Origin of the sequence: Burkholderia sp. BCC1988 (assembly GCF_905339895.1) — a bacterium.
Taxonomy (GTDB): domain Bacteria; phylum Pseudomonadota; class Gammaproteobacteria; order Burkholderiales; family Burkholderiaceae; genus Burkholderia.
Genome location: NZ_CAJPHA010000012.1, coordinates 50,433 through 69,135, shown reverse-complemented (window position 1 = coordinate 69,135; position 18,703 = coordinate 50,433). Strand labels below are relative to the sequence as shown.

Sequence of the window (18,703 nt, the reverse complement as noted above, 5' to 3'; positions counted from 1 at the left end):
TTTTCTGTCGGGGGGTGTCACTCGAACGTCGTCATCTGCGGTCATTTCGGGGCATCTGGCGCGTACCGTCCCGAGCACCCCCGATCTGCGCCGAACTCCCGCCCGGCAAGGCTTTGCGGTGTTTGTAACCGGTAGTGCAACGCGCGGCGGAACACGCTAATCTCAGCGCGTTTTCCGTCTGTCGCCGCGCGGTGTCCCGTTCGATACCCGCCGCCGTTTTACTCCCCGGAGTCGCCTTGAGTACGCCAGCCACCGATGACTGGGTCGCGCGCAGCCTGCGCGCGGTCTGGCATCCCTGCACCCAGATGAAGCACCACGAGCGCCTGCCGCTCATTCCCGTCGCGCGCGGCGCGGGCCTGTGGCTGTACGACCGCGACGGCCGCCGTTACTTCGACGCGATCAGCTCGTGGTGGGTGAACCTCTTCGGCCACGCGAACCCGGACATCAACGCGGCGCTGAAGGACCAGCTCGACACGCTCGAGCACGCGATGCTCGCCGGCTGCACGCACGAGCCGGCGATCGAGCTCGCCGAGCGGCTGCACGCGCTCACCGCGCGCACGCTCGGCCATGCGTTCTTCGCGTCGGACGGCGCGTCGGCGGTCGAGATCGCGCTGAAGATGAGCTTCCACGCGTGGCGCAACCGCGGCCGCGCGGACAAGCGCGAGTTCGTGTGCGTCGCGAACAGCTATCACGGCGAGACCATCGGCGCGCTCGGCGTGACCGACGTCGCGCTGTTCAAGGACGCGTACGACCCGCTGATCCGCAACGCGCACGTGGTCGCGTCGCCCGACGCGCGCGGCGCGCTGCCGGGCGAGACGGCCGCCGACGTCGCGGGCCGCGCGCTCGACGACGTGCGGCGCCTGTTCGCCGAACGCGCCGACCGGATCGCCGCGCTGATCGTCGAGCCGCTCGTGCAATGCGCGGCCGGCATGGCGATGCACGATCCGTCGTACGTGCGCGGGCTGCGCGCGCTGTGCGACGAATTCGGCGTGCACCTGATCGCCGACGAGATCGCGGTCGGCTGCGGCCGCACCGGCACCTTCTTCGCGTGCGAGCAGGCCGGCGTGTGGCCCGATTTCCTGTGCCTGTCGAAAGGCATCAGCGGCGGCTACCTGCCGCTGTCGCTCGTGCTCACGCGCGACGACGTGTTCGCGGCGTTCTACGACGACGACACCACGCGCGGCTTCCTGCATTCGCATTCGTACACCGGCAACCCGCTCGCGTGCCGCGCGGCCGTCGCGACGCTCGACCTGTTCGCGCGCGACGACGTGCTCGCCGGCAACGCGCGCAAGTCGGCCGCGATGCGCGCCGCGCTCGCGCCGCTCGGCGCGCATCCGCAGGTGCGTCACCTGCGCGAGCGCGGCACGCTGTTCGCGTTCGACGTCGCGCTCGACGGCGACGCGGCACGCGGCTTCTCGCGACGCTTCTTCGAGCGCGCGCTCGAACGCGAACTGCTGCTGCGCCCGATCGGCACGACCGTGTACCTGATGCCGCCGTACGTGATGAGCGACGACGACATCGCGTGGCTCGCACAACGCACGCGCGACACGCTCGACGCGACACTCGCGGAGGCGGCGTGATGAAACAGCCGTCACCGAAAACGACCACGCCGCTGCTCGACACGCTGCAGCGCGGCCTCGCCGAACTCGATGCGCAGGGCCTGCGCCGCGTGCGCCGCACCGCCGACACCGCGTGCGACGCACACATGCGCGTCGACGGCCGCGACATCGTCGGCTTCGCGAGCAACGACTATCTCGGCCTCGCCGCACATCCGGCGCTCGTCGCCGCGTTCGCGGAAGGCGCGCGGCGCTACGGCTCCGGGAGCGGCGGCTCGCATCTGCTCGGCGGCCATTCGCGCGCGCACGCGACGCTCGAGGACGAACTCGCCGGCTTCGCGGGCGGCTTCTCCGATGCACCGCGCGCGCTGTACTTCAGCACCGGCTACATGGCGAACCTCGCCGCGATGACGGCCCTCACCGGCAAACACGCGACGATCTTCTCCGACGCGCTGAACCACGCGTCGCTGATCGACGGGATCCGGCTGTCGCGCGCGAACGTGCAGGTCTATCCGCATGCGGACATGGCGGCGCTCGCCGCGCTGCTCGATGCGTCGGAGGCCGAAACGAAGCTGATCGTCAGCGATACGGTGTTCAGCATGGACGGCGACGTCGCGCCGCTCGCCGAACTCGTCGCGCTGGCCGAACGCCACGGCGCGTGGCTCGTCGTCGACGACGCGCACGGCTTCGGCGTGCTCGGCCCGCAGGGCCGCGGCGCGCTCGCGGCCGCCGCGCTGCGCTCGCCGAACCTCGTGTACGTCGGCACGCTCGGCAAGGCCGCCGGCGTCGCGGGCGCGTTCGTCATCGCGCACGAGACCGTGATCGAATGGATGATCCAGCGCGCGCGCAGCTACATCTTCACGACGGCGGCGCCGCCCGCGGTCGCGCATGCGGTATCGGCAAGCCTGAAGGTGATCGCCGGCGACGAAGGCGATGCGCGACGCGCGCACCTCGCCGCGCTGATCGAGCGCACGCGCGCGCTGCTGCGCATGACACGCTGGCAGCCGGTCGACTCGCACACGGCCGTGCAGCCGCTCGTGATCGGCAGCAACGACGCGACGCTCGCGGCGATGCGCTCGCTCGACGCGCACGGCCTGTGGGTGCCCGCGATCCGGCCGCCGACGGTGCCCGCCGGCACGTCGCGCCTGCGCATCTCGCTGTCGGCCGCGCATTCGTTCGACGATCTCGCGCGGCTGGAAACCGCACTCATCGAAGCCAGCGAGCAAGCCGCATGAACGCACCGCTTTCCCTCTTCGTCACCGGCACCGACACCGAGATCGGCAAGACCTTCGTGTCGGCCGCGATGCTGCACGGCTTCGCACGTCACGGCCTGCGCGCGGCCGCGCTGAAGCCCGTGGCCGCCGGTGCGTATGAACGCGACGGCGTCTGGCGCAACGAGGACGCCGACCAGCTCGACGCGGCCGCGAACGTCGTGCTGCCGCCCGAGTTGCGCACGCCGTTCCTGCTGAAGGCGCCGGCCGCCCCGCACATCGTCGCCGCGCAGGAAGGCGTGACGATCGACCTCGACACAATCGTCGCGAGCCACCGCGAGGCGCTGACGCGCGCGGACGTCGTCGTCGTCGAAGGCGTCGGCGGCTTCCGCGTGCCGCTGAACGACACGCAGGACACGGCCGATCTCGCGGTCGCGCTCGGCCTGCCGGTCGTGCTCGTGGTCGGCATGCGGCTCGGCTGCATCAGCCACGCGCTGCTGACGGCCGACGCGATTCGCCAGCGCGGCCTCACGCTCGCCGGCTGGGTCGCGAACCACGTCGACCCGGCCATGCCGTACGCCGACGAGAACGTCGCGACGATCCGCGACTGGCTCGCGCGCGAACATCGCGCGCCGCTGCTTGGCCGCATCGCGCACTTGGCGCCGGCCGCCCCCGAATCCGCCGCGGCGATGCTCGACCTCGCCGCGCTCGTCGACACGCTGCGCCGCGCGCAGCATTGACGCCCCGATCCCCGCATTCACGACAGGAAAACCACCATGACACAAGCCCAGACCGCCGCCGTGCAACCCGACGCGATCCCCGTGGCCGCCCCGACGTCGCAGCGCTGGCGCGTCGCCGACGTCGTCGCGCTGTTCGAGCTGCCGTTCAACGACCTGATGTTCCGCGCGCAGCAGGTGCATCGCGAGCACTTCGACGCGAACGCGGTGCAGCTGTCGACGCTGCTGTCGATCAAGACGGGCGGTTGCGAGGAGGATTGCGGCTACTGCTCGCAGTCGTCGCACCACGAGACGGGCCTGAAGGCCGAGAAGCTGATGGACGTCGACGCGGTGCTCGACGCCGCACGCGCGGCCAAGGCGAACGGCGCGAGCCGCTTCTGCATGGGCGCCGCATGGCGCAATCCGAAGGAGCGCCACATGCCTGCGCTGACCGAGATGGTGCGCGGCGTGAAGGAACTGGGCCTCGAGACCTGCATGACGCTCGGCATGCTGGAGGACGAGCAAGCCAAGGAACTCGCCGACGCGGGCCTCGATTACTACAACCACAATCTCGACACGTCGCCGGAGTTCTACGGCCAGGTGATCTCGACGCGCACCTACCAGGATCGTCTCGACACGCTCGACCGCGTGCGCGACGCGGGCATCAACGTGTGCTGCGGCGGCATCATCGGGATGGGCGAATCGCGCCGCGAACGCGCGGGCCTGATCTCGCAGCTCGCGAACCTGAACCCGTATCCGGAGTCGGTGCCGATCAACAACCTCGTCGCGATCGAGGGCACGCCGCTCGAAGGCACCGCACCGCTCGACCCGTTCGAGTTCGTGCGCACGATCGCGGTCGCGCGCATCACGATGCCGAAGGCCGTCGTGCGGCTGTCGGCCGGCCGCGAGCAGCTCGACGACGCGATGCAGGCGATGTGCTTCCTCGCGGGCGCGAACTCGATGTTCTACGGCGACCAGCTGCTGACCACGAGCAATCCGCAGACGCAGCGCGACCGCGCGCTGTTCGAGCGCCTCGGCATCCGCGCGAGCCAGGCCGACGCGCTGGCGGAGAACGCGTAAGCGCCGGCCTCGCGTCGTTCTGCGAAGGTTGCAGACGAGAAAACCGGGGCATGCCCCGGTTTTTTTTCGTCCGATCGTCTGCGCCGGGCCTGCCTGCGCGTCGCGCATCGCGGTCTTGCCCGCGCGCCTGATCGAAGCGTCGAGCCCGATCGTCAGCGTGCGCGTCGGCGCGACTTCCGCCTGCGCGTCACACGTGTGCGGCCGCGCCGTCGAGCGCCGCGCGCACGCGCGCGACGCGCTGTTCGTCGACCGGCGCCAGCACCTCGCCGCGCGGCCGCACGCCCGAGCCGAAGTGCACCGCGCGCACGCCGGTCGCGCGAACGAAATCGCCGACCGCGTCGATCGTGAGGCCCGAGCCGGCCAGCACCGTGCAGGTCGTGCCTGCCGCCTGGCGCACCAGCCGCGTGATCGTCGCGACCGCGTCGAGCACCGACGGATGGCCGCCCGAGGTCAGCACCGACGTGACGGCCGGCACGCGCAGCAGCGCGTCGAACGCGGCATTGAGGTCGCGCGACACGTCGAACGCGCGATGGAACGTCAGGTCGCGCCCGTCCGCGGCCGCCGCGATGCGCTGGAGCGCATCGAGATCGACGTCGCCGCGCGCATCGAGCGCGCCGAACACGACGCCGTTCGCACCAGCCGCGACGGCCGCGCGCACGTCGCGCTCGATCACGCGCAGGTCGTCGGCGTCGTAGACGAACGCGCGGCTGTGCGGGCGCACGATCACGTTCACCGGGATCGCCACGGCGGCCACGACGGCCTCGATCAGGCCGACGCTCGGCGTGAGCCCGCCTTCACTGATCGCGGTCACGAGTTCGAGCCGGTCGGCGCCCGCGCGGGCAGCGGCCTTCGCGTCGCCGACGGTGGTGGCGATCACTTCGAGGAGAACGGAGGAAGCGGCGGTGCGGTTCATCGGCGGCTCGCGAATCGTCAGGACAATTCGCGCATCCTAGCCGAGCGGCATGAACCGCGCCAGCGCGACGCCGTCGCTATGCGCCGCCCGCTTCCTCGTCGATCCAGTCGATATCGCCGCACAGCACGTGCTGCGCATCGCCGATGCGCACCGCCACCGACAGCGTCACGCACGGCTGCGCCTCGTTGATCGACAGGTACGGGCGCGTCACCTGCACGCGTCCGGGCTCGGCGATCGCCGTGCGGAAATACGGCCGGCGCAGCCAGTTCGCACCCTGCGCATCCGACAGCGGCGAGAAGCGCGCCTCGGCAAGCGCGCGGTCCGCGCGCAGCACGACGTTGCGGCCGGCCTGCCGGCCGCGCGCGTCGAGCAGGAAGCAGCGCGCGGCATCGTCGAGCGCGAGGAAGTTCCAGCACACCTCGTCGAGCGGCTCGCCGGCCGCCACCCGCTCGGCCGCGCGCTCGAACGCGCGCAGGTATGGCGCGAGCCGCTGCGCGTCGCGCCGCTCGCGCGCTTCGGTCTGCTGGCGAAAGCGCTCGGTCAGCTCGCCGATGCAACCGGTCGCGGCCGCGCTGTCAGGTAGCCCGGGGGCCGGGCGGCCGAAGAAATAGCCCTGCACGAAATCGGCCTCGCACGACAGCGCGATCTGCGCGTCGTGCTCGGTCTCGATCCCCTCGACGAGCACCAGCTTGCCGGCCTCGTGCAGCAGCGTGACGAGCCCGTGCAGGATCGCGGTGAGCCCCGTGCGGTGCGCGGCGTGGGACAGCATGATCCGGTCGAGCTTCACGATGTCCGGGTTCAGTTGCCAGATCCGCTCGAGGTTCGAGTGACCGGCGCCGAAATCGTCGAGCGCGATCAGGAAACCCTGCGCGCGGAATTCGCGCACGGCCTCGGCGAGCCGCTCGATGTCTTCCGCGCGCTGTTCGAGCACTTCGAGCACGACGCGGCGCGGCGGCATGCCGATCCGCTTCAGGTTCGCGAACAGCGCGGCGGCCTGGAACGGGTCGGTCAGCACGCCCGGATGCACGTTGAGGAACAGCCACTCGCGCTCGGCGCCGAGCAGCGCGAAGTTCTCGAGATGCAGCGCCTGCGCGAGCCGGTCGAGCTGCAGCAACTCGCCCTGGCGCGCGGCCTCGCCGAACACGTCGAGCGGCGACACCGCGCGGTCGAGCGCGTCATGCGCGCGCAGCAGCGCCTCGTAGCCCACCGCGCGCTGGTGCGACAGGCTGAAGATCGGCTGGAACACGGTCGTGAGCGACAGGTCGTGATGCTGCGTCGCCAGGCGCTCGAGGCCGGAGCTCATCTCCCGCTCGAAACGATACGGCGACGCGGTGGCCGGACGCTCCTGTTGCGCGATCGTCATGGCGCCCTCCTGGTGATGCAGCCGAACGCGGCGGTTGGTTGAGACGGCGCGCGCAATGTCATGGTGGAATCCTCGGTTGTCCGGCCGGTGCCGGACGGTAGGCAAGCATCAAGCAAGGTCCGTGCAAGGGCCTAACACGCGCGCCGCGCCTGCGTGCGGCGCCGCCGCACCAGCATGGCGCAGGCCGGATGCACCGTTCACGTGCATGCGCACCGGCGCACTCGAACGCACCCGCCGCGTCGTCACGCTAAACTCCGTACGGTCGTTTCATTCTCCGCAATCGCCGTCTCGATGGAAATCGTCTTCACAGTCCTGATCCTGCTGCTGACCGTCGCGCTGTCCGGCGCGGTCACACGCATCCTGCCGTTGCAGCTTCCGCTGCCGCTGATGCAGATCGCGTTCGGCGCGATGCTCGCGTGGCCGAAGCTGAACCTGCACGTCACGTTCGATCCCGAAATCTTCATGCTGCTGTTCATTCCGCCGCTGCTGTTCGCGGACGGCTGGCGGATTCCGAAACGCGAGCTGTACCTGCAGCGCCGCGCGATCCTGATGCTCGCGTTCGGGCTCGTGTTCATGACGGTACTCGCAGTCGGCTACTTCGCGCACTGGCTGATACCCGAGTTGCCGCTGCCGATCGCGTTCGCGCTCGCGGCCGTGCTGTCGCCCACCGACGCGGTCGCGCTGTCGGGCATCGCCGGCAAGGGGCGGATCCCGCCGCAACTGATGCACATCCTCGAAGGCGAGGCGCTGATGAACGACGCGTCGGGCTTGGTCGCGCTGAAGTTCGCGGTCGCGGCCGCGCTCACCGGCGTGTTCTCGCTGCGCGATGCGTCGATCACGTTCGTGATCGTCGCCGCCGGCGGGCTCGCGACGGGCGCGCTCGTGTCGTGGGGATTCAGCGCGCTGTCGACGCGCTTCCTGAACGCCGAGCAGGAAGGCGATCCGGCCCCCGGCATCGTGATGACGCTGCTCGTGCCGTTCGCCGCCTATCTGTTCGCCGAGCATCTCGACCTGTCGGGCGTGCTCGCGGCCGTGTCGGCCGGGATGATGATGAACTACACGAGCTTCTCCCGCAAAAGCACCGTCGCGTCGCGCGTGCGGGCCGAAAGCACGTGGGCGATGATCGAGTTCGTGTTCAACGGCATGGTGTTCATCATGCTCGGGCTGCAGCTGCCGCACATCATCGGCCGCGCGCTCGTCGACGCGCACCACACGAGCGACGCGCTCGTCGGCCGGATGATCTTCAACGTGTGCGCGATGATGGTCGCGCTGTATGCGATCCGCTTCCTGTGGGTCTGGCTGCTGCGCTGGATCGCGAGCCGCCGCGCCGCGCGCCAGGGCCTCGCGGGCACGATGGCCGGCGTGCGCACGATCGCGGTGATGACGGTCGGCGGCGTGCGCGGCGCGGTCACGCTCGCGGGCGTGCTGTCGATCCCCGTCGCGCTGTCCGACGGCGCGCCGCTGCCCGGGCGCGACACCGCGATCTTCGTCGCATCGGCGGTGATTCTCGGTTCGCTGATCGTCGCGGTGATCGGCCTGCCGCTGCTGCTGCGCGGCGTGCGCTCGACGCGCAACCCGCTCGCCGACGAGGAGCGCACCGCGCGCGCGGCCGCCGCGCAGGCCGCGATCCGCGCGATCGACTCGTCGCACGACGCGATCTCGGCCGATCTCGACGAATCGGGCGCCGCGCGCTGCGCGGACATCTCGGCGCGCGTGATGGACCAGTACCGCCGCCGCCTCGCCGCGCTCGCCGACGACGGCCCGACCCCGCGCGCGCAAGCCAAGCAGGCGGAGACGATGGAACTGCAGATGCGGATCGCCGCGGTGCGCGCGGAACGTTCGGTGCTGTACCGGCTGCGCAGCGAAAGCAGGATTTCCGACGAGACGCTGACGAAGCTGATCCGCGAGATCGACCTGTCGGAAACGGCGCTGTCGACACGCAAGAAAGGACTCGTCTGAGCGGCTGCGCCGCGGTGCGATCGCACGGCCGCTCAAAAGAAACGGCGACGCACGAGCGTCGCCGTTTTCACATCCGCCCGCCGCGGCGTTACTTCGCGACGACGACCGGAATCCCCTTCAGCATTCCCGCGCCCTTCATCTCGTCGAGCGCGTGCTGCACTGCCGCACTCGTCGCCGCGTCGATGCCGAGCTGCAGCGCGAGCTCGCGCTCCGCACGCTTCACGCCCGCGAGGTTGCGCACCTTCACGTGACCGAAGCCGCGCACGCGGGCATGAAGATCTGCCAGCTGCGTGACCTGCGCCGCATTGCCGGCGGTCACCGCGGCGAGCGCGTGCGTGAGCGTGGTTTCGTAGTCGTCCGCGAGCGCGCGCTCCATCCTGCGCTCGGCCGTGCGGCCGAACGGATCGAGCCACGTGCCGCGCAGGCTGCGCACGCGCGCGAGCGTGCCGAGCACCGGCCACATCCACTGGCCGAACACGCGCTTCTTCGGCACGCTGCCGTCGCGGCCGGCCTTCGCGACCGTCGGCGGCGCCAGATTGAACTTCACGCGATAGTCCTGCCCCGGCACGCCTTCGAACTGCGCTTCGAGCGCCGTGCGGAACGCGCCGTCCGCATACAGCCGGGCAACCTCGTATTCGTCCTTCACCGCGAGCAGCCGGTAGAACGTCGTCGCGACCGCGCGCGTCAGCGCATCGTCGCCCTTCGCGCGGGCCGCGTTCACCAGTGCGCGGTAGCGCTCGACGTAACGCACGCCGCCGTAGGCGTCGAGGCGCGCTTCGCGATCGGCGATCAGTTCGGCGAGCGTCTCCGGCACAACCTGCACGGCCACCGCGTGACGCGCGTTCCACAATGCGTCGAGGCCCGCCGCGTCGCCGGCCGCCATCCGGCCGATCGCGAACGCAAGCTTGTTCATCGGCACCGCGACGTTGTTCAGCTCGATCGCGCGCATCATCGCGGCGAGCGACACCGGCACGAGGCCGAGCTGCCACGCGTAGCCGAGCATCAGGATGTTCGCGCCGATCGAGTCGCCGAGGAATTTCGCGGCGAGCGCCTGCGCGTCGCAGCTCGACAGGTAGCCGTCGCCGGCCGCGTGATGCATTTTTTCGAGCAGCGCATCCGCGTGCAGGTTCGCGTCGGGGTTCTGCACGAACGACGCGTTCGGAATCCGGTGCGTGTTGACCACGATCCGCGTGCGCTCGTGGCGCACCGTCTGCAGCGCCTCGGCGCTCGCGCCGACGACCATGTCGCACGCGAGCAGCACGTCGGCCTGCTGCGTGTCGATGCGCACCTGGTTCAGCCACCGGTCGCTCGACGCGATCCGCACGAACGACAGCACCGAGCCGCCCTTCTGCGCGAAGCCCATGAAGTCGAGCACCGACGCGCTCTTGCCTTCGAGGTGCGCGGCCATGCTGATCAGCGCGCCGACCGTCACGACGCCCGTGCCGCCCACGCCGGTGACCAGCATGTCGTACGGCGCCGCATCGAGATGGGTCGCGGGCACCGGCAGCGCGTCGACGCGCACGGCGAGCGCGGCTTCGTCGAATGCCGCGCCCGCGGCCTTCTTCAGCGCCGCGCCTTCGACCGTCACGAAGCTCGGGCAGAAGCCGTTCACGCACGAGTAGTCCTTGTTGCACGACGACTGGTCGATGCGGCGCTTGCGGCCGAGCGGCGTCTCGAGCGGCTCGACCGACAGGCAGTTCGACTGCACGCCGCAGTCGCCGCAGCCTTCGCATACCGCGTCGTTGATGAACAGCCGCTTGTCCGGATCGGGGAATTCGCCCTTCTTGCGGCGGCGGCGCTTCTCGGCCGCGCAGGTCTGGTCGTAGATCAGCACGGTGACGCCCGGCGTCTCGCGCAGCTCGCGCTGCACCGCGTCGAGTTCGCTGCGGTGATGGAACGTCGTGCCCTTCGGGAACAGCCCGTGATGGCCGTCGTACTTCTCCGGTTCGTCGGACACCACGACGAAGCGCGACACGCCTTCCGCCTCGACCTGCCGCGCGATCTGCGGCACCGAGATGCTGCCGTCGACCGGCTGGCCGCCCGTCATCGCGACCGCGTCGTTGTAGAGGATCTTGTACGTGATGTTCGCTTTCGCGGCGACCGCCTGGCGGATCGCGAGAATGCCCGAATGGAAGTAGGTGCCGTCGCCGAGGTTCTGGAACACGTGCTTCGTGTTGGTGAACATCGCGTGCGCGGCCCAGTCGACGCCCTCGCCGCCCATCTGGATCAGGCCCGTCGTGTCGCGCTCCATCCACGACGCCATGAAGTGGCAGCCGATGCCGGCCTGCGCGATCGAGCCTTCCGGCACCTTCGTCGACGTGTTGTGCGGGCAGCCCGAGCAGAAGTATGGCGTGCGCTTCACCGCGTCCGCCTCGTTCGACAGGATCTGCGGCGCGACGAGATCGACGACGCGCTCGCGCCGGTCGAGCGCCGGCTTGTGCCGCGCGAGCCAGGTGGCGAACACCGGCAGGATCCGCGACGGGCGCAGCTCGCCGAGCTCGGACAGCAGGCACGCGCCTTCGGCGTCGTGCTTGCCGAGCACGCGCGGGCGCGCACCGTCCGCGCGGTTGTACAGGTAGTCCTTGATCTGCTGCTCGATCACCGGGCCCTTCTCTTCGATGACGAGCACTTCCGACAGGCCGTCGACGAAGGTTTCGATCCGTGTCATCTCGAGCGGATACGACAGGCCGACCTTGTAGATCCGCACGCCGGCCGCTTCCAGGTCGGCGACGGTGAGGTCGAGCCGGCGCAGCGCCTCCATCAGGTCGAGGTGCGCCTTGCCGCACGTGACGATGCCGACGTTCGCGTGCGCGCTCGGCGCGATCCATTTGTCGATACTGTTGGTGCGCGCGAAGTGGCGCACCGCGTCGAGCTTCGCGGCGAGGCGCGCTTCGATCGTGAGGCTCGGCAGGTCGGGCCAGCGGTTGTGCAGGCCGCCCGCCGGCGGCGCGAAGCCCGCCGGCGCCGGCCATTGCGTCTGAAGCGCGTCGAGATCGACGGTCGAGCCCGACTCGACGGTCTCCGAGATCGCCTTGAAGCCGACCCACGCGCCCGAGTAGCGCGACAGCGCCCAGCCGTACAGGCCGAACTCCAGCATGTCGGCGATGTTCGACGGGTTCACGACCGGCATGTGCCACGCGATCATCGCGAAGTCGCTCTGGTGCGGCATCGACGACGACACGCAGCCATGGTCGTCGCCGGCCACCACCAGCACGCCGCCGTGCGGCGACGAACCGTATGCGTTGCCGTGCTTCAGCGCGTCGCCGGCGCGGTCGACGCCGGGACCCTTGCCGTACCACATCGCGTACACGCCATCGACGGTGCGCTCCGGGTCCGCCTCGACGCGCTGCGTGCCGAGCACGGCGGTGCCGCCGAGTTCCTCGTTGATCGCGGGCAGGAAGCGCACGCCGCTGCCGTCGAGCAGTTTCTTCGCCTTCCACAGCTGCTGGTCGACCATCCCGAGCGGCGAGCCGCGGTAGCCGCTGACGAAGCCGGCCGTGTTCAGGCCCTGCGCGGTATCGGCTGCCCGCTGCATCAGCAGCAGGCGGACCAGCGCCTGCGTGCCGGTCAGGAAGATCCGGCCGCGCGTGGCGGTCAGGTTGTCGGTCAGGCGGTAGTCGGATAGAGCGGGCGTGCCGTCGACGGGCAGGCGGGCGGTCATGGGGATGTCTCCTGATTGTGTGTTCTGGGCCGCGCACGGGGCGTCGGGAGACGCCGGCCGGGGCTGCGGCTGGATGGCTCTATTTTTTCGCGGGGAGACGAGAAAGTTTTTTCTCATCTTGCTCGAATGACGCCGGCGCGAGAAAAACTGCGCAGGTTTAGGTCGGAAATCGAGAGATTTTTCGCGCGGGGTGGCGGGCGGCTGTTCGGGGCGTGTCGGGGTGGGCAGGCGGGTTGCCTCGAAAAGGCCGGAATGCGCGGGAGGCGGACCGCGGGCGCGGCGGCAGACGCTCGCAGGCCGTGCGGCAAGGACTCGGGTGGCGGAACGGGCGAGCCCTCACCCATCGAATGCACAGCGTTCGGATTGGTCGCGGGTGCGGGATGTCCACAATGCCGGGGCTGCGTTTCGGGCTGGCCCGCGCGCTCACCATTCGGTTGCACAGGGTTTCGAGTCGCGCCGGAGGTCGGATGTCCACACCTCGATCGGTCCGCGGTTCGAGCGGATGCCGACGCTCACCGTCGAAATTCACAGCGCGGCGAGTCGATGTTGGCGGGAGATATCCACACCGTCGGATTCCTGCCCCGATGAGGCGGCGTTCGTCCTCACCTGTGGGATGCACAGGTTTGCGAGTCGATTCGGCAGCGCGATATCCACACCGCCGTCCGCCCTCGCGACTTTTCGGAGCGTCGGGGCGACGCGGGACAGCGCGCTTCAGTGTGGATGGGCCCGCCTCCGCAAGCGCCCGCACGGCCTTGGCGTTCGTCGGCGCATGCAGTCGCGTCGCCGGACGAGGTGCCGGCACGGGTTTGGATATCGCCCACACCAGGCACTGAAAATCCAGTGAATTTCGATGATGAGCATCGGCACGCAATCGAACAAGGATGCCGATCCGGGTGTGGACAGCCCAACCCGCGACGACTCGAAACGCTGTGCATTTCGACGGTGAGCGCTGATCCGGATGCGAACAGGCCGCCCCACGACAACGCCAAACGCCGTGATTTGCAACGGTGAGTGACGGCACGGCGATCGAACGAGGGCGCCGATTCGGGTGTGGATAGTTCGATCCGCGACCACTCGAGACGCTGTGACTTGCAACGGTGAGCGACGGCACGGCAGTCGAACGAGGGCGCCGATTCGGGTGTGGACAGCTCGATCCTCGACCACTCGGAACACTGTGAAATTCGACGGTGAGCGACGACACGGCAGTCGAACGAGGACGCCGATTCGGGTGCGGATAGCTCGATCCGCGACCACTCGGAACACTGTGAAATTCGACGGTGAGCGACGACACGGCAGTCGAACGAGGACGCCGATTCGGGTGTGGATAGCTCGATCCGCGACCACTCGGAACCCTGTGAAATTCGACGGTGAACGAAGGCACGGCAGTCGAACGAGGGTGCCGATTCGGGTGTGGATAGCTCGATCCTCGACCACTCGGAACACTGTGAAATTCGATGGTGAGCGAAGGCACGGTGTCGCACAAAAGCGCCGATTCAGGCGTGACCGGCAGCACATGCAAACCACGCCGAAGCCCACGCATCCGCAGTCGCACCGACGCGGCAGAGCAGCACGCGCGCGCCCTCTCCACCGAAAGACACAGCACGTCGACTGCTTTAGGCGACCGGATATCCACATCGCGGCAAGCACGCGAATGGCACGCGCGATCGCGTGTGCGGTTAGAATGCGCGACCCCGAAGCCGCGTCGAAGATCGGGAACGGGCACGCAAGGCGACACCTGGCCCGTCCGGGTACCGACGCTCACCAATAAAATACACAGCGCTTCGAGTGAATTCCACGGCAGGATATCCACACCGCGATGAGCGCGCGGCTCTATCGCCGCTCCGCACTCGCCGTTAGAATGCGCGGCGCTCCGGATTTCGCGCGACGCCCGGAAGTCCGCACCAAGCAAGTCTCACGCGCGATCGGTCGGCGGCGCTCACCGGTCAAAGGCACAGCATTTTTCTTCGTCGCGATTCCCGGTTGTCCACACCCTGCATCGCGCATCCGGCCGCATCCGGTCGCACTCACCGGTGAAATGCACAGTCTGCCGAGTGGTTTCGAGGCCGGGATATCCACAACCGACGCGGCGAAAAAATTCATCGCGGGCGCTGCGGCAACGTCGGTTCACGCACCTGCCCGCGATCGGCGCCGGATGCCGGAAAGCCCCGCAAATTCGGCCTCCTGACGCACGCTCACCGTTCGAATCCACAGCGTTTCGAGTGGGCGGAAACCCGGTTGTCCACATCCGCGCCGAAGCGGACGGCGCCCGCAAGCGCCGTCATTCGGCAATCGAACGGATGATCCGCGCCGGGTTTCCGCCAACCAGCGTATTCGGCGGGACGTCACGCGTCACGACGGCACCCGCGCCGACAACCGAGTTCTCGCCGACCGTCACGCCGCCGATGATCGTCGCACCCGCGCCGATCCACACGTTGCTCCCGATCACGATCGGCCGGGCGACGACGGCGTCGCGCCGGCGGGACGGCTCGACCGGATGGCCCGACGTGATGAGACTGACGTTCGGCCCGATCATCACGTCGTCGCCGATGTCGAGGCCGCCGAGGTCATAGAACGTGCAGTTCTGGTTGATGAACACGTTGCGGCCGATCCGCGTATCGGCGCCGCCCGTCGCATAAAACGGCGGGATCAGCAGAAAACCGTCGTCCATCGCCCTTCCGATCAGTTCTCCGAACAATGTCCGGACGTCGTCCGCATCGTCGAACGTCAGACGATTGAGCCGCGCGGTGATCGCCATCGTCCGCCCGAGCTCGGCGCGCATCGCGGCCGATTCCGGCATGCGCCGGGGAATGATCGTGGTGCGATCGTCGTTCGCCATTCGTTGCCATTCTCCGTGCGCGCTCGAACCGGCACGCCGCGCATCACGCAGCGCCTGACTCGCCGAATACGATCGCATCGCCTTGAATTCAGTCATTCGGTCGACCCGCGCAGGGTCACCCGGTTTCCACGTTTCGCGCCCCGCCGACGGCCATCGTCCGGGCTCGTGCGGGCAGCCGACGACGCTGCTGCAAAGCCGTGGAACAGCACGGTCGTGATCGCTTCAGCCGAGCACGCATACGTCAATCTCAAACTAGTCGTTTCATGACTAGTTAATTCATGAACTTCCGCCATACAAGGCTTTGCGGGAAATTCCCTACCCGCCCGCATCCGCCCGGACACGCACGCCCCGCGCCCGCGCCAGGCTCCGCCATTCTCGCCGTCCGCCCCTGTCCGAACCTCTCCCGCTCGGGTACGCTTGAGCATCCACCGACCCGACACGCACACCCATACGCGGAGGCGCGATGAAGCTCTACTACTGGCCGAAGACCCGGGCATTCCGGGCGCTGTGGATGCTGGAGGAAATCGGCGCCGTCTACGAGCTCGTGCCGATCGACTTGCGATCGCACGAACAGGGCAGCGACGCGTTCGTCCAGGTCAATCCGATGGCCAAGCTGCCCGCGCTCGACGACGGCAGCGAACCGTTCGCCGAATCCGGCGCCGTGCTGCTCTATCTCGCCGATCGCTGTCCGGGCGCCGGGCTCGGCATTGCACCGGACGATCCGCTGCGCGGCCGCTTCCTGCAGTGGATGTTCTTCACGCCCACCTGCCTCGAGCCGGCGATGGCCGAGAAATTCACCGGCGCGTCGGGCAATCCGGTCGCCTTCGGCTGGGGCAACATCACGCGCGTGCAGCGTGCACTCGCACAAACGCTCGCCCACAGCCGCTGGCTCGTCGGCGATCACTTCACCGCGGCCGACCTGCTGCTCGCCAGCACGCTGAAGATCGCGTTCGACGCGCACCTGCTGCCGCACGAAGGCGTGCTCGGCGACTACGTCGCGCGCGCCGAGGATCGCGACGGCCATCGCCGCGCGGTCGCGGTCGAACAGCGCGAAGCGGCGCGCCTGCTGCATGCGTGACGCGGGAACGGCACGGCCTTCCGTCGCGGCGGCCGCGCCCGAAGGCCGGCGCCAGTTCGCGCCGTTCACGGCCGTCATGCAGCCGGCCCGGGCGTCTGCGCGGCCGTGCCGGCCTCGACCACCACGCCCGGCGAACCGCGCTCGTCCGTATCGGTGTCGACCGGCACGACTTCGTGAAAATGCGTGTAGTCGATGTGCGTGATGCCGCCTTCGTCGTGCATCAGGTCGACATAGCGATGACGCCAGCGGATCTCCGCATGCGTCCATGAGTAGCGCGCCTGCATGACTTGCGCGGTCGTCTCGTCGGAGCCCTCGATCGTGATCAGCAGCGACGCGTCGCGCGCGGCGAGCGACTCGGCCGTCTCGCCGAACAGCGGGCTCGTTTCGTCGATCACGTGCATCAGGTTCCAGCCGAGCAGGAAGATCGGATGCTCGTTGCGCACGAGCGGCAGGTCATGGATCTTGCGCAGCATATAACCCTCGTGCGTGCCTTCGACGCGCATCAGCCGCAGTTTCGCCTGCGCTTCGGCGATCACGTTCTGGCGCGCATTCGCGGCGCGCACCATCAGCGTCATCCGCCCGTTCAGCGGACGCACGATCGCGTAACGCGCGAACAGGATCTTCGCCTGCGGCCGCGAGAAGCGCGCGAACACGAGACCGGTCGCGAGCGCGATGCCCGACATCCCGATGAAGATCTCGAAGGTCGAGACGACGTGCGCGTAGACGGTCTGCGGATGCATGTCGCCATAACCGACCGTCGCGAGTGTCTCGACGCTGAAGAAGAACGCGCCGGCGAACCCGGCCGGCGACTGGTTCGCGATCGGCGCGTGGCCGAGCAGGTAGAGCGTCGCGAAGCCGCCGTTGAGCAGCAGGAACAGCACCGCGAGCGACAGGAAGAATACGGGCCAGCTCACCGTCAGCGCGCGGTGATAGAGGTCGCGCCAGCCGAGCGGCGGCATCCCGTACGCGATCACGGGGCGGGTGCCCGACCAGATCTTGCGGCCGCGGCCGCGGGTGGCTGGGGAGGACGAATCGACGTTCATCGCGCAAGGGCCTGGAGCAAGGAGGCGATGAGCGTAGCACGCGCGGGCGGCGGCCGGGAATGCGCAGCGATGCGGAGCGGGCTCGCGCGTGCGGCGCGAAAAAAAGCCGGCCGCATCGGCGGCCGGCTTCGCGGTCGTTCGGCGTGCTCGCGGCGCGGCCTGGGGCTTGCGGCTTGCGGCTTGCGGCTTGCGGCTTGCGGCTTGCGGCTTGCGGCTTGCGGCCTGCCGCCTGCCGCCGAACTTACTTGCGGTCGACGATCACGCGGTCGAACGTGCCGCCGTCGGCGAAGTGGGTCTTCTGCGCATTCGCCCAGCTGCCGAAAACCTGCTCGACGCTGAACGTCTTCAGCGGCTTGAACTCGGCCGCATGCTTCTTCAGCACGGTCGCGTCGCGCGGGCGCAGATGGTGCTGCGCGATGATCTCCTGCGCCTGCGGCGTGTACAGGTAGTCGAGATACGCCTGCGCGACCTTGCGCGTGCCCTTCTTGTCGACGACCTTGTCGACGACGGCGACGGGCGGCTCCGCGAGGATGCTCGCCGACGGGTACACGGCGTCGAATTCCGCTCCCGACGCACCGGTGTCCATCAGCGCGACTTCGTTCTCGAACGTGACGAGCACGTCGCCGATGCCGCGCTGCGTGAAGGTCGTCGTCGCGCCGCGGCCGCCGGAGTCCAGCACCGGCACGTTGCGGAAGATCGCCTTCTCGAAGTCGAGCGCCTGCTGGTCGGTCGCGCCCTTCTGCTTCTGGTAGCCCCACGCGGCGAGGTACGCGTAACGACCGTTGCCCGACGTCTTCGGGTTCGCGATGATCACCTGCACGCCCGGCTTCGCGAGATCGCTCCAGTCCTTGATCGCCTTCGGATTGCCCTTGCGCACGAGGAACACCATCGTCGTCGAGTACGGCGAGCTGCCGTCGGGGAAGCGCGCGCGCCAGTCCTTCGGCAGCAGCTGGCCGCGCTCGGCGAGCAGGTCGATGTCGTTCGGCTGGTTCATCGTCACGATGTCGGCCTGCAGCCCCTGCAACACCGACAGCGCCTGCGCGCTCGACGCGCCGTGCGACTGCTTGATCGTCACCGTTTCACCCGTCTGCTGCTTGTAGGCGGCGGCGAAGCTCGTGTTGATGTCCTTGTACAGCTCGCGCGTCACGTCGTACGACACGTTCAGGATCGACGTGTCCGCATGCGCGGCCGTGGCCGCCACGACCAGCGCGGCCGCGGCGCCCGTGTGCAGCCAGCGGCCGATCCCCTTGGTGCTTGCCATCGTGATATGCCCCGTTTCCAGTGGTG

At 69.0% G+C, this 18,703-nt stretch carries 13 protein-coding genes; 7 read left to right on the top strand and 6 right to left on the bottom strand.

Features of this window, described 5'->3' with window-relative positions; translation table 11 throughout:
• Positions 1-236 precede the first annotated feature (236 nt).
• Genes bioA through bioB form a run of 4 tightly spaced genes read left to right on the top strand, consistent with a single transcriptional unit; the run spans position 237 to position 4,563 of the window.
• Positions 237-1,580 (top strand): adenosylmethionine--8-amino-7-oxononanoate transaminase, encoded by a 1,344-nt coding sequence (gene bioA / locus U4012_RS18520; RefSeq protein ID WP_321800624.1) that lies wholly within the window; start codon positions 237-239, stop codon positions 1,578-1,580.
• A complete protein-coding gene (gene bioF, locus U4012_RS18515) occupies positions 1,580-2,791 on the top strand; it encodes an 8-amino-7-oxononanoate synthase (RefSeq protein ID WP_321800622.1) in 1,212 nt (403 codons plus the stop codon). The genes bioA and bioF overlap by 1 nt, the downstream gene beginning before the upstream one ends.
• Positions 2,788-3,507, top strand: coding sequence for a dethiobiotin synthase (gene bioD / locus U4012_RS18510; protein ID WP_321800620.1), 720 nt, complete (start codon positions 2,788-2,790; stop codon positions 3,505-3,507). Before bioF ends, bioD begins: the two co-directional genes overlap by 4 nt.
• A gap of 36 nt (positions 3,508-3,543) precedes the next feature.
• On the top strand, positions 3,544-4,563 hold the full coding sequence (bioB, locus tag U4012_RS18505) for a biotin synthase BioB (RefSeq protein WP_124520646.1): 1,020 nt from the start codon (positions 3,544-3,546) through the stop codon (positions 4,561-4,563).
• A 187-nt stretch (positions 4,564-4,750) separates the two neighbouring features.
• Here the strand turns inward: bioB and U4012_RS18500 are convergent, their stop codons facing one another.
• The gene (locus U4012_RS18500; RefSeq protein ID WP_321800617.1) at positions 4,751-5,476 is read right to left on the bottom strand and encodes a copper homeostasis protein CutC; all 726 of its coding nucleotides are present in this window, start codon (positions 5,474-5,476) and stop codon (positions 4,751-4,753) included.
• A gap of 76 nt (positions 5,477-5,552) precedes the next feature.
• Entirely contained in the window at positions 5,553-6,839 is a 1,287-nt protein-coding gene (locus U4012_RS18495; RefSeq protein WP_321800615.1) for an EAL domain-containing protein, read from the bottom strand.
• A gap of 291 nt (positions 6,840-7,130) precedes the next feature.
• Here U4012_RS18495 and U4012_RS18490 point away from each other — a divergent pair, with 291 nt between their 5' ends.
• A complete protein-coding gene (locus U4012_RS18490) occupies positions 7,131-8,798 on the top strand; it encodes a Na+/H+ antiporter (protein ID WP_321800613.1) in 1,668 nt (555 codons plus the stop codon).
• An 88-nt stretch (positions 8,799-8,886) separates the two neighbouring features.
• Here U4012_RS18490 and U4012_RS18485 read toward each other — a convergent pair whose 3' ends face one another.
• On the bottom strand, positions 8,887-12,459 hold the full coding sequence (locus U4012_RS18485; protein ID WP_321800611.1) for an indolepyruvate ferredoxin oxidoreductase family protein: 3,573 nt from the start codon (positions 12,457-12,459) through the stop codon (positions 8,887-8,889).
• Between the two features lie 1,816 nt (positions 12,460-14,275).
• On the opposite strand from U4012_RS18485, the gene U4012_RS18480 reads away from it, so the two are divergent.
• Entirely contained in the window at positions 14,276-14,644 is a 369-nt protein-coding gene (locus U4012_RS18480; protein ID WP_321800609.1) for a hypothetical protein, read from the top strand.
• Positions 14,645-14,737: 93 nt separating this feature from the next.
• On the opposite strand, the gene U4012_RS18475 is transcribed toward U4012_RS18480, so the two are convergent.
• The gene (locus U4012_RS18475) at positions 14,738-15,295 is read right to left on the bottom strand and encodes a sugar O-acetyltransferase (protein ID WP_321800607.1); all 558 of its coding nucleotides are present in this window, start codon (positions 15,293-15,295) and stop codon (positions 14,738-14,740) included.
• A gap of 463 nt (positions 15,296-15,758) precedes the next feature.
• Between U4012_RS18475 and U4012_RS18470 the strand changes: the two genes are divergently transcribed.
• Entirely contained in the window at positions 15,759-16,373 is a 615-nt protein-coding gene (locus U4012_RS18470) for a glutathione S-transferase family protein (RefSeq protein WP_044846169.1), read from the top strand.
• Positions 16,374-16,447: 74 nt separating this feature from the next.
• On the opposite strand, the gene U4012_RS18465 is transcribed toward U4012_RS18470, so the two are convergent.
• Both U4012_RS18465 and U4012_RS18460 read right to left on the bottom strand, forming a co-directional pair.
• Entirely contained in the window at positions 16,448-17,416 is a 969-nt protein-coding gene (locus tag U4012_RS18465; protein WP_124893697.1) for an ion channel, read from the bottom strand.
• Positions 17,417-17,657: 241 nt separating this feature from the next.
• A complete protein-coding gene (locus U4012_RS18460) occupies positions 17,658-18,677 on the bottom strand; it encodes a sulfate ABC transporter substrate-binding protein (protein ID WP_321800601.1) in 1,020 nt (339 codons plus the stop codon).
• Positions 18,678-18,703: the final 26 nt, after the last annotated feature.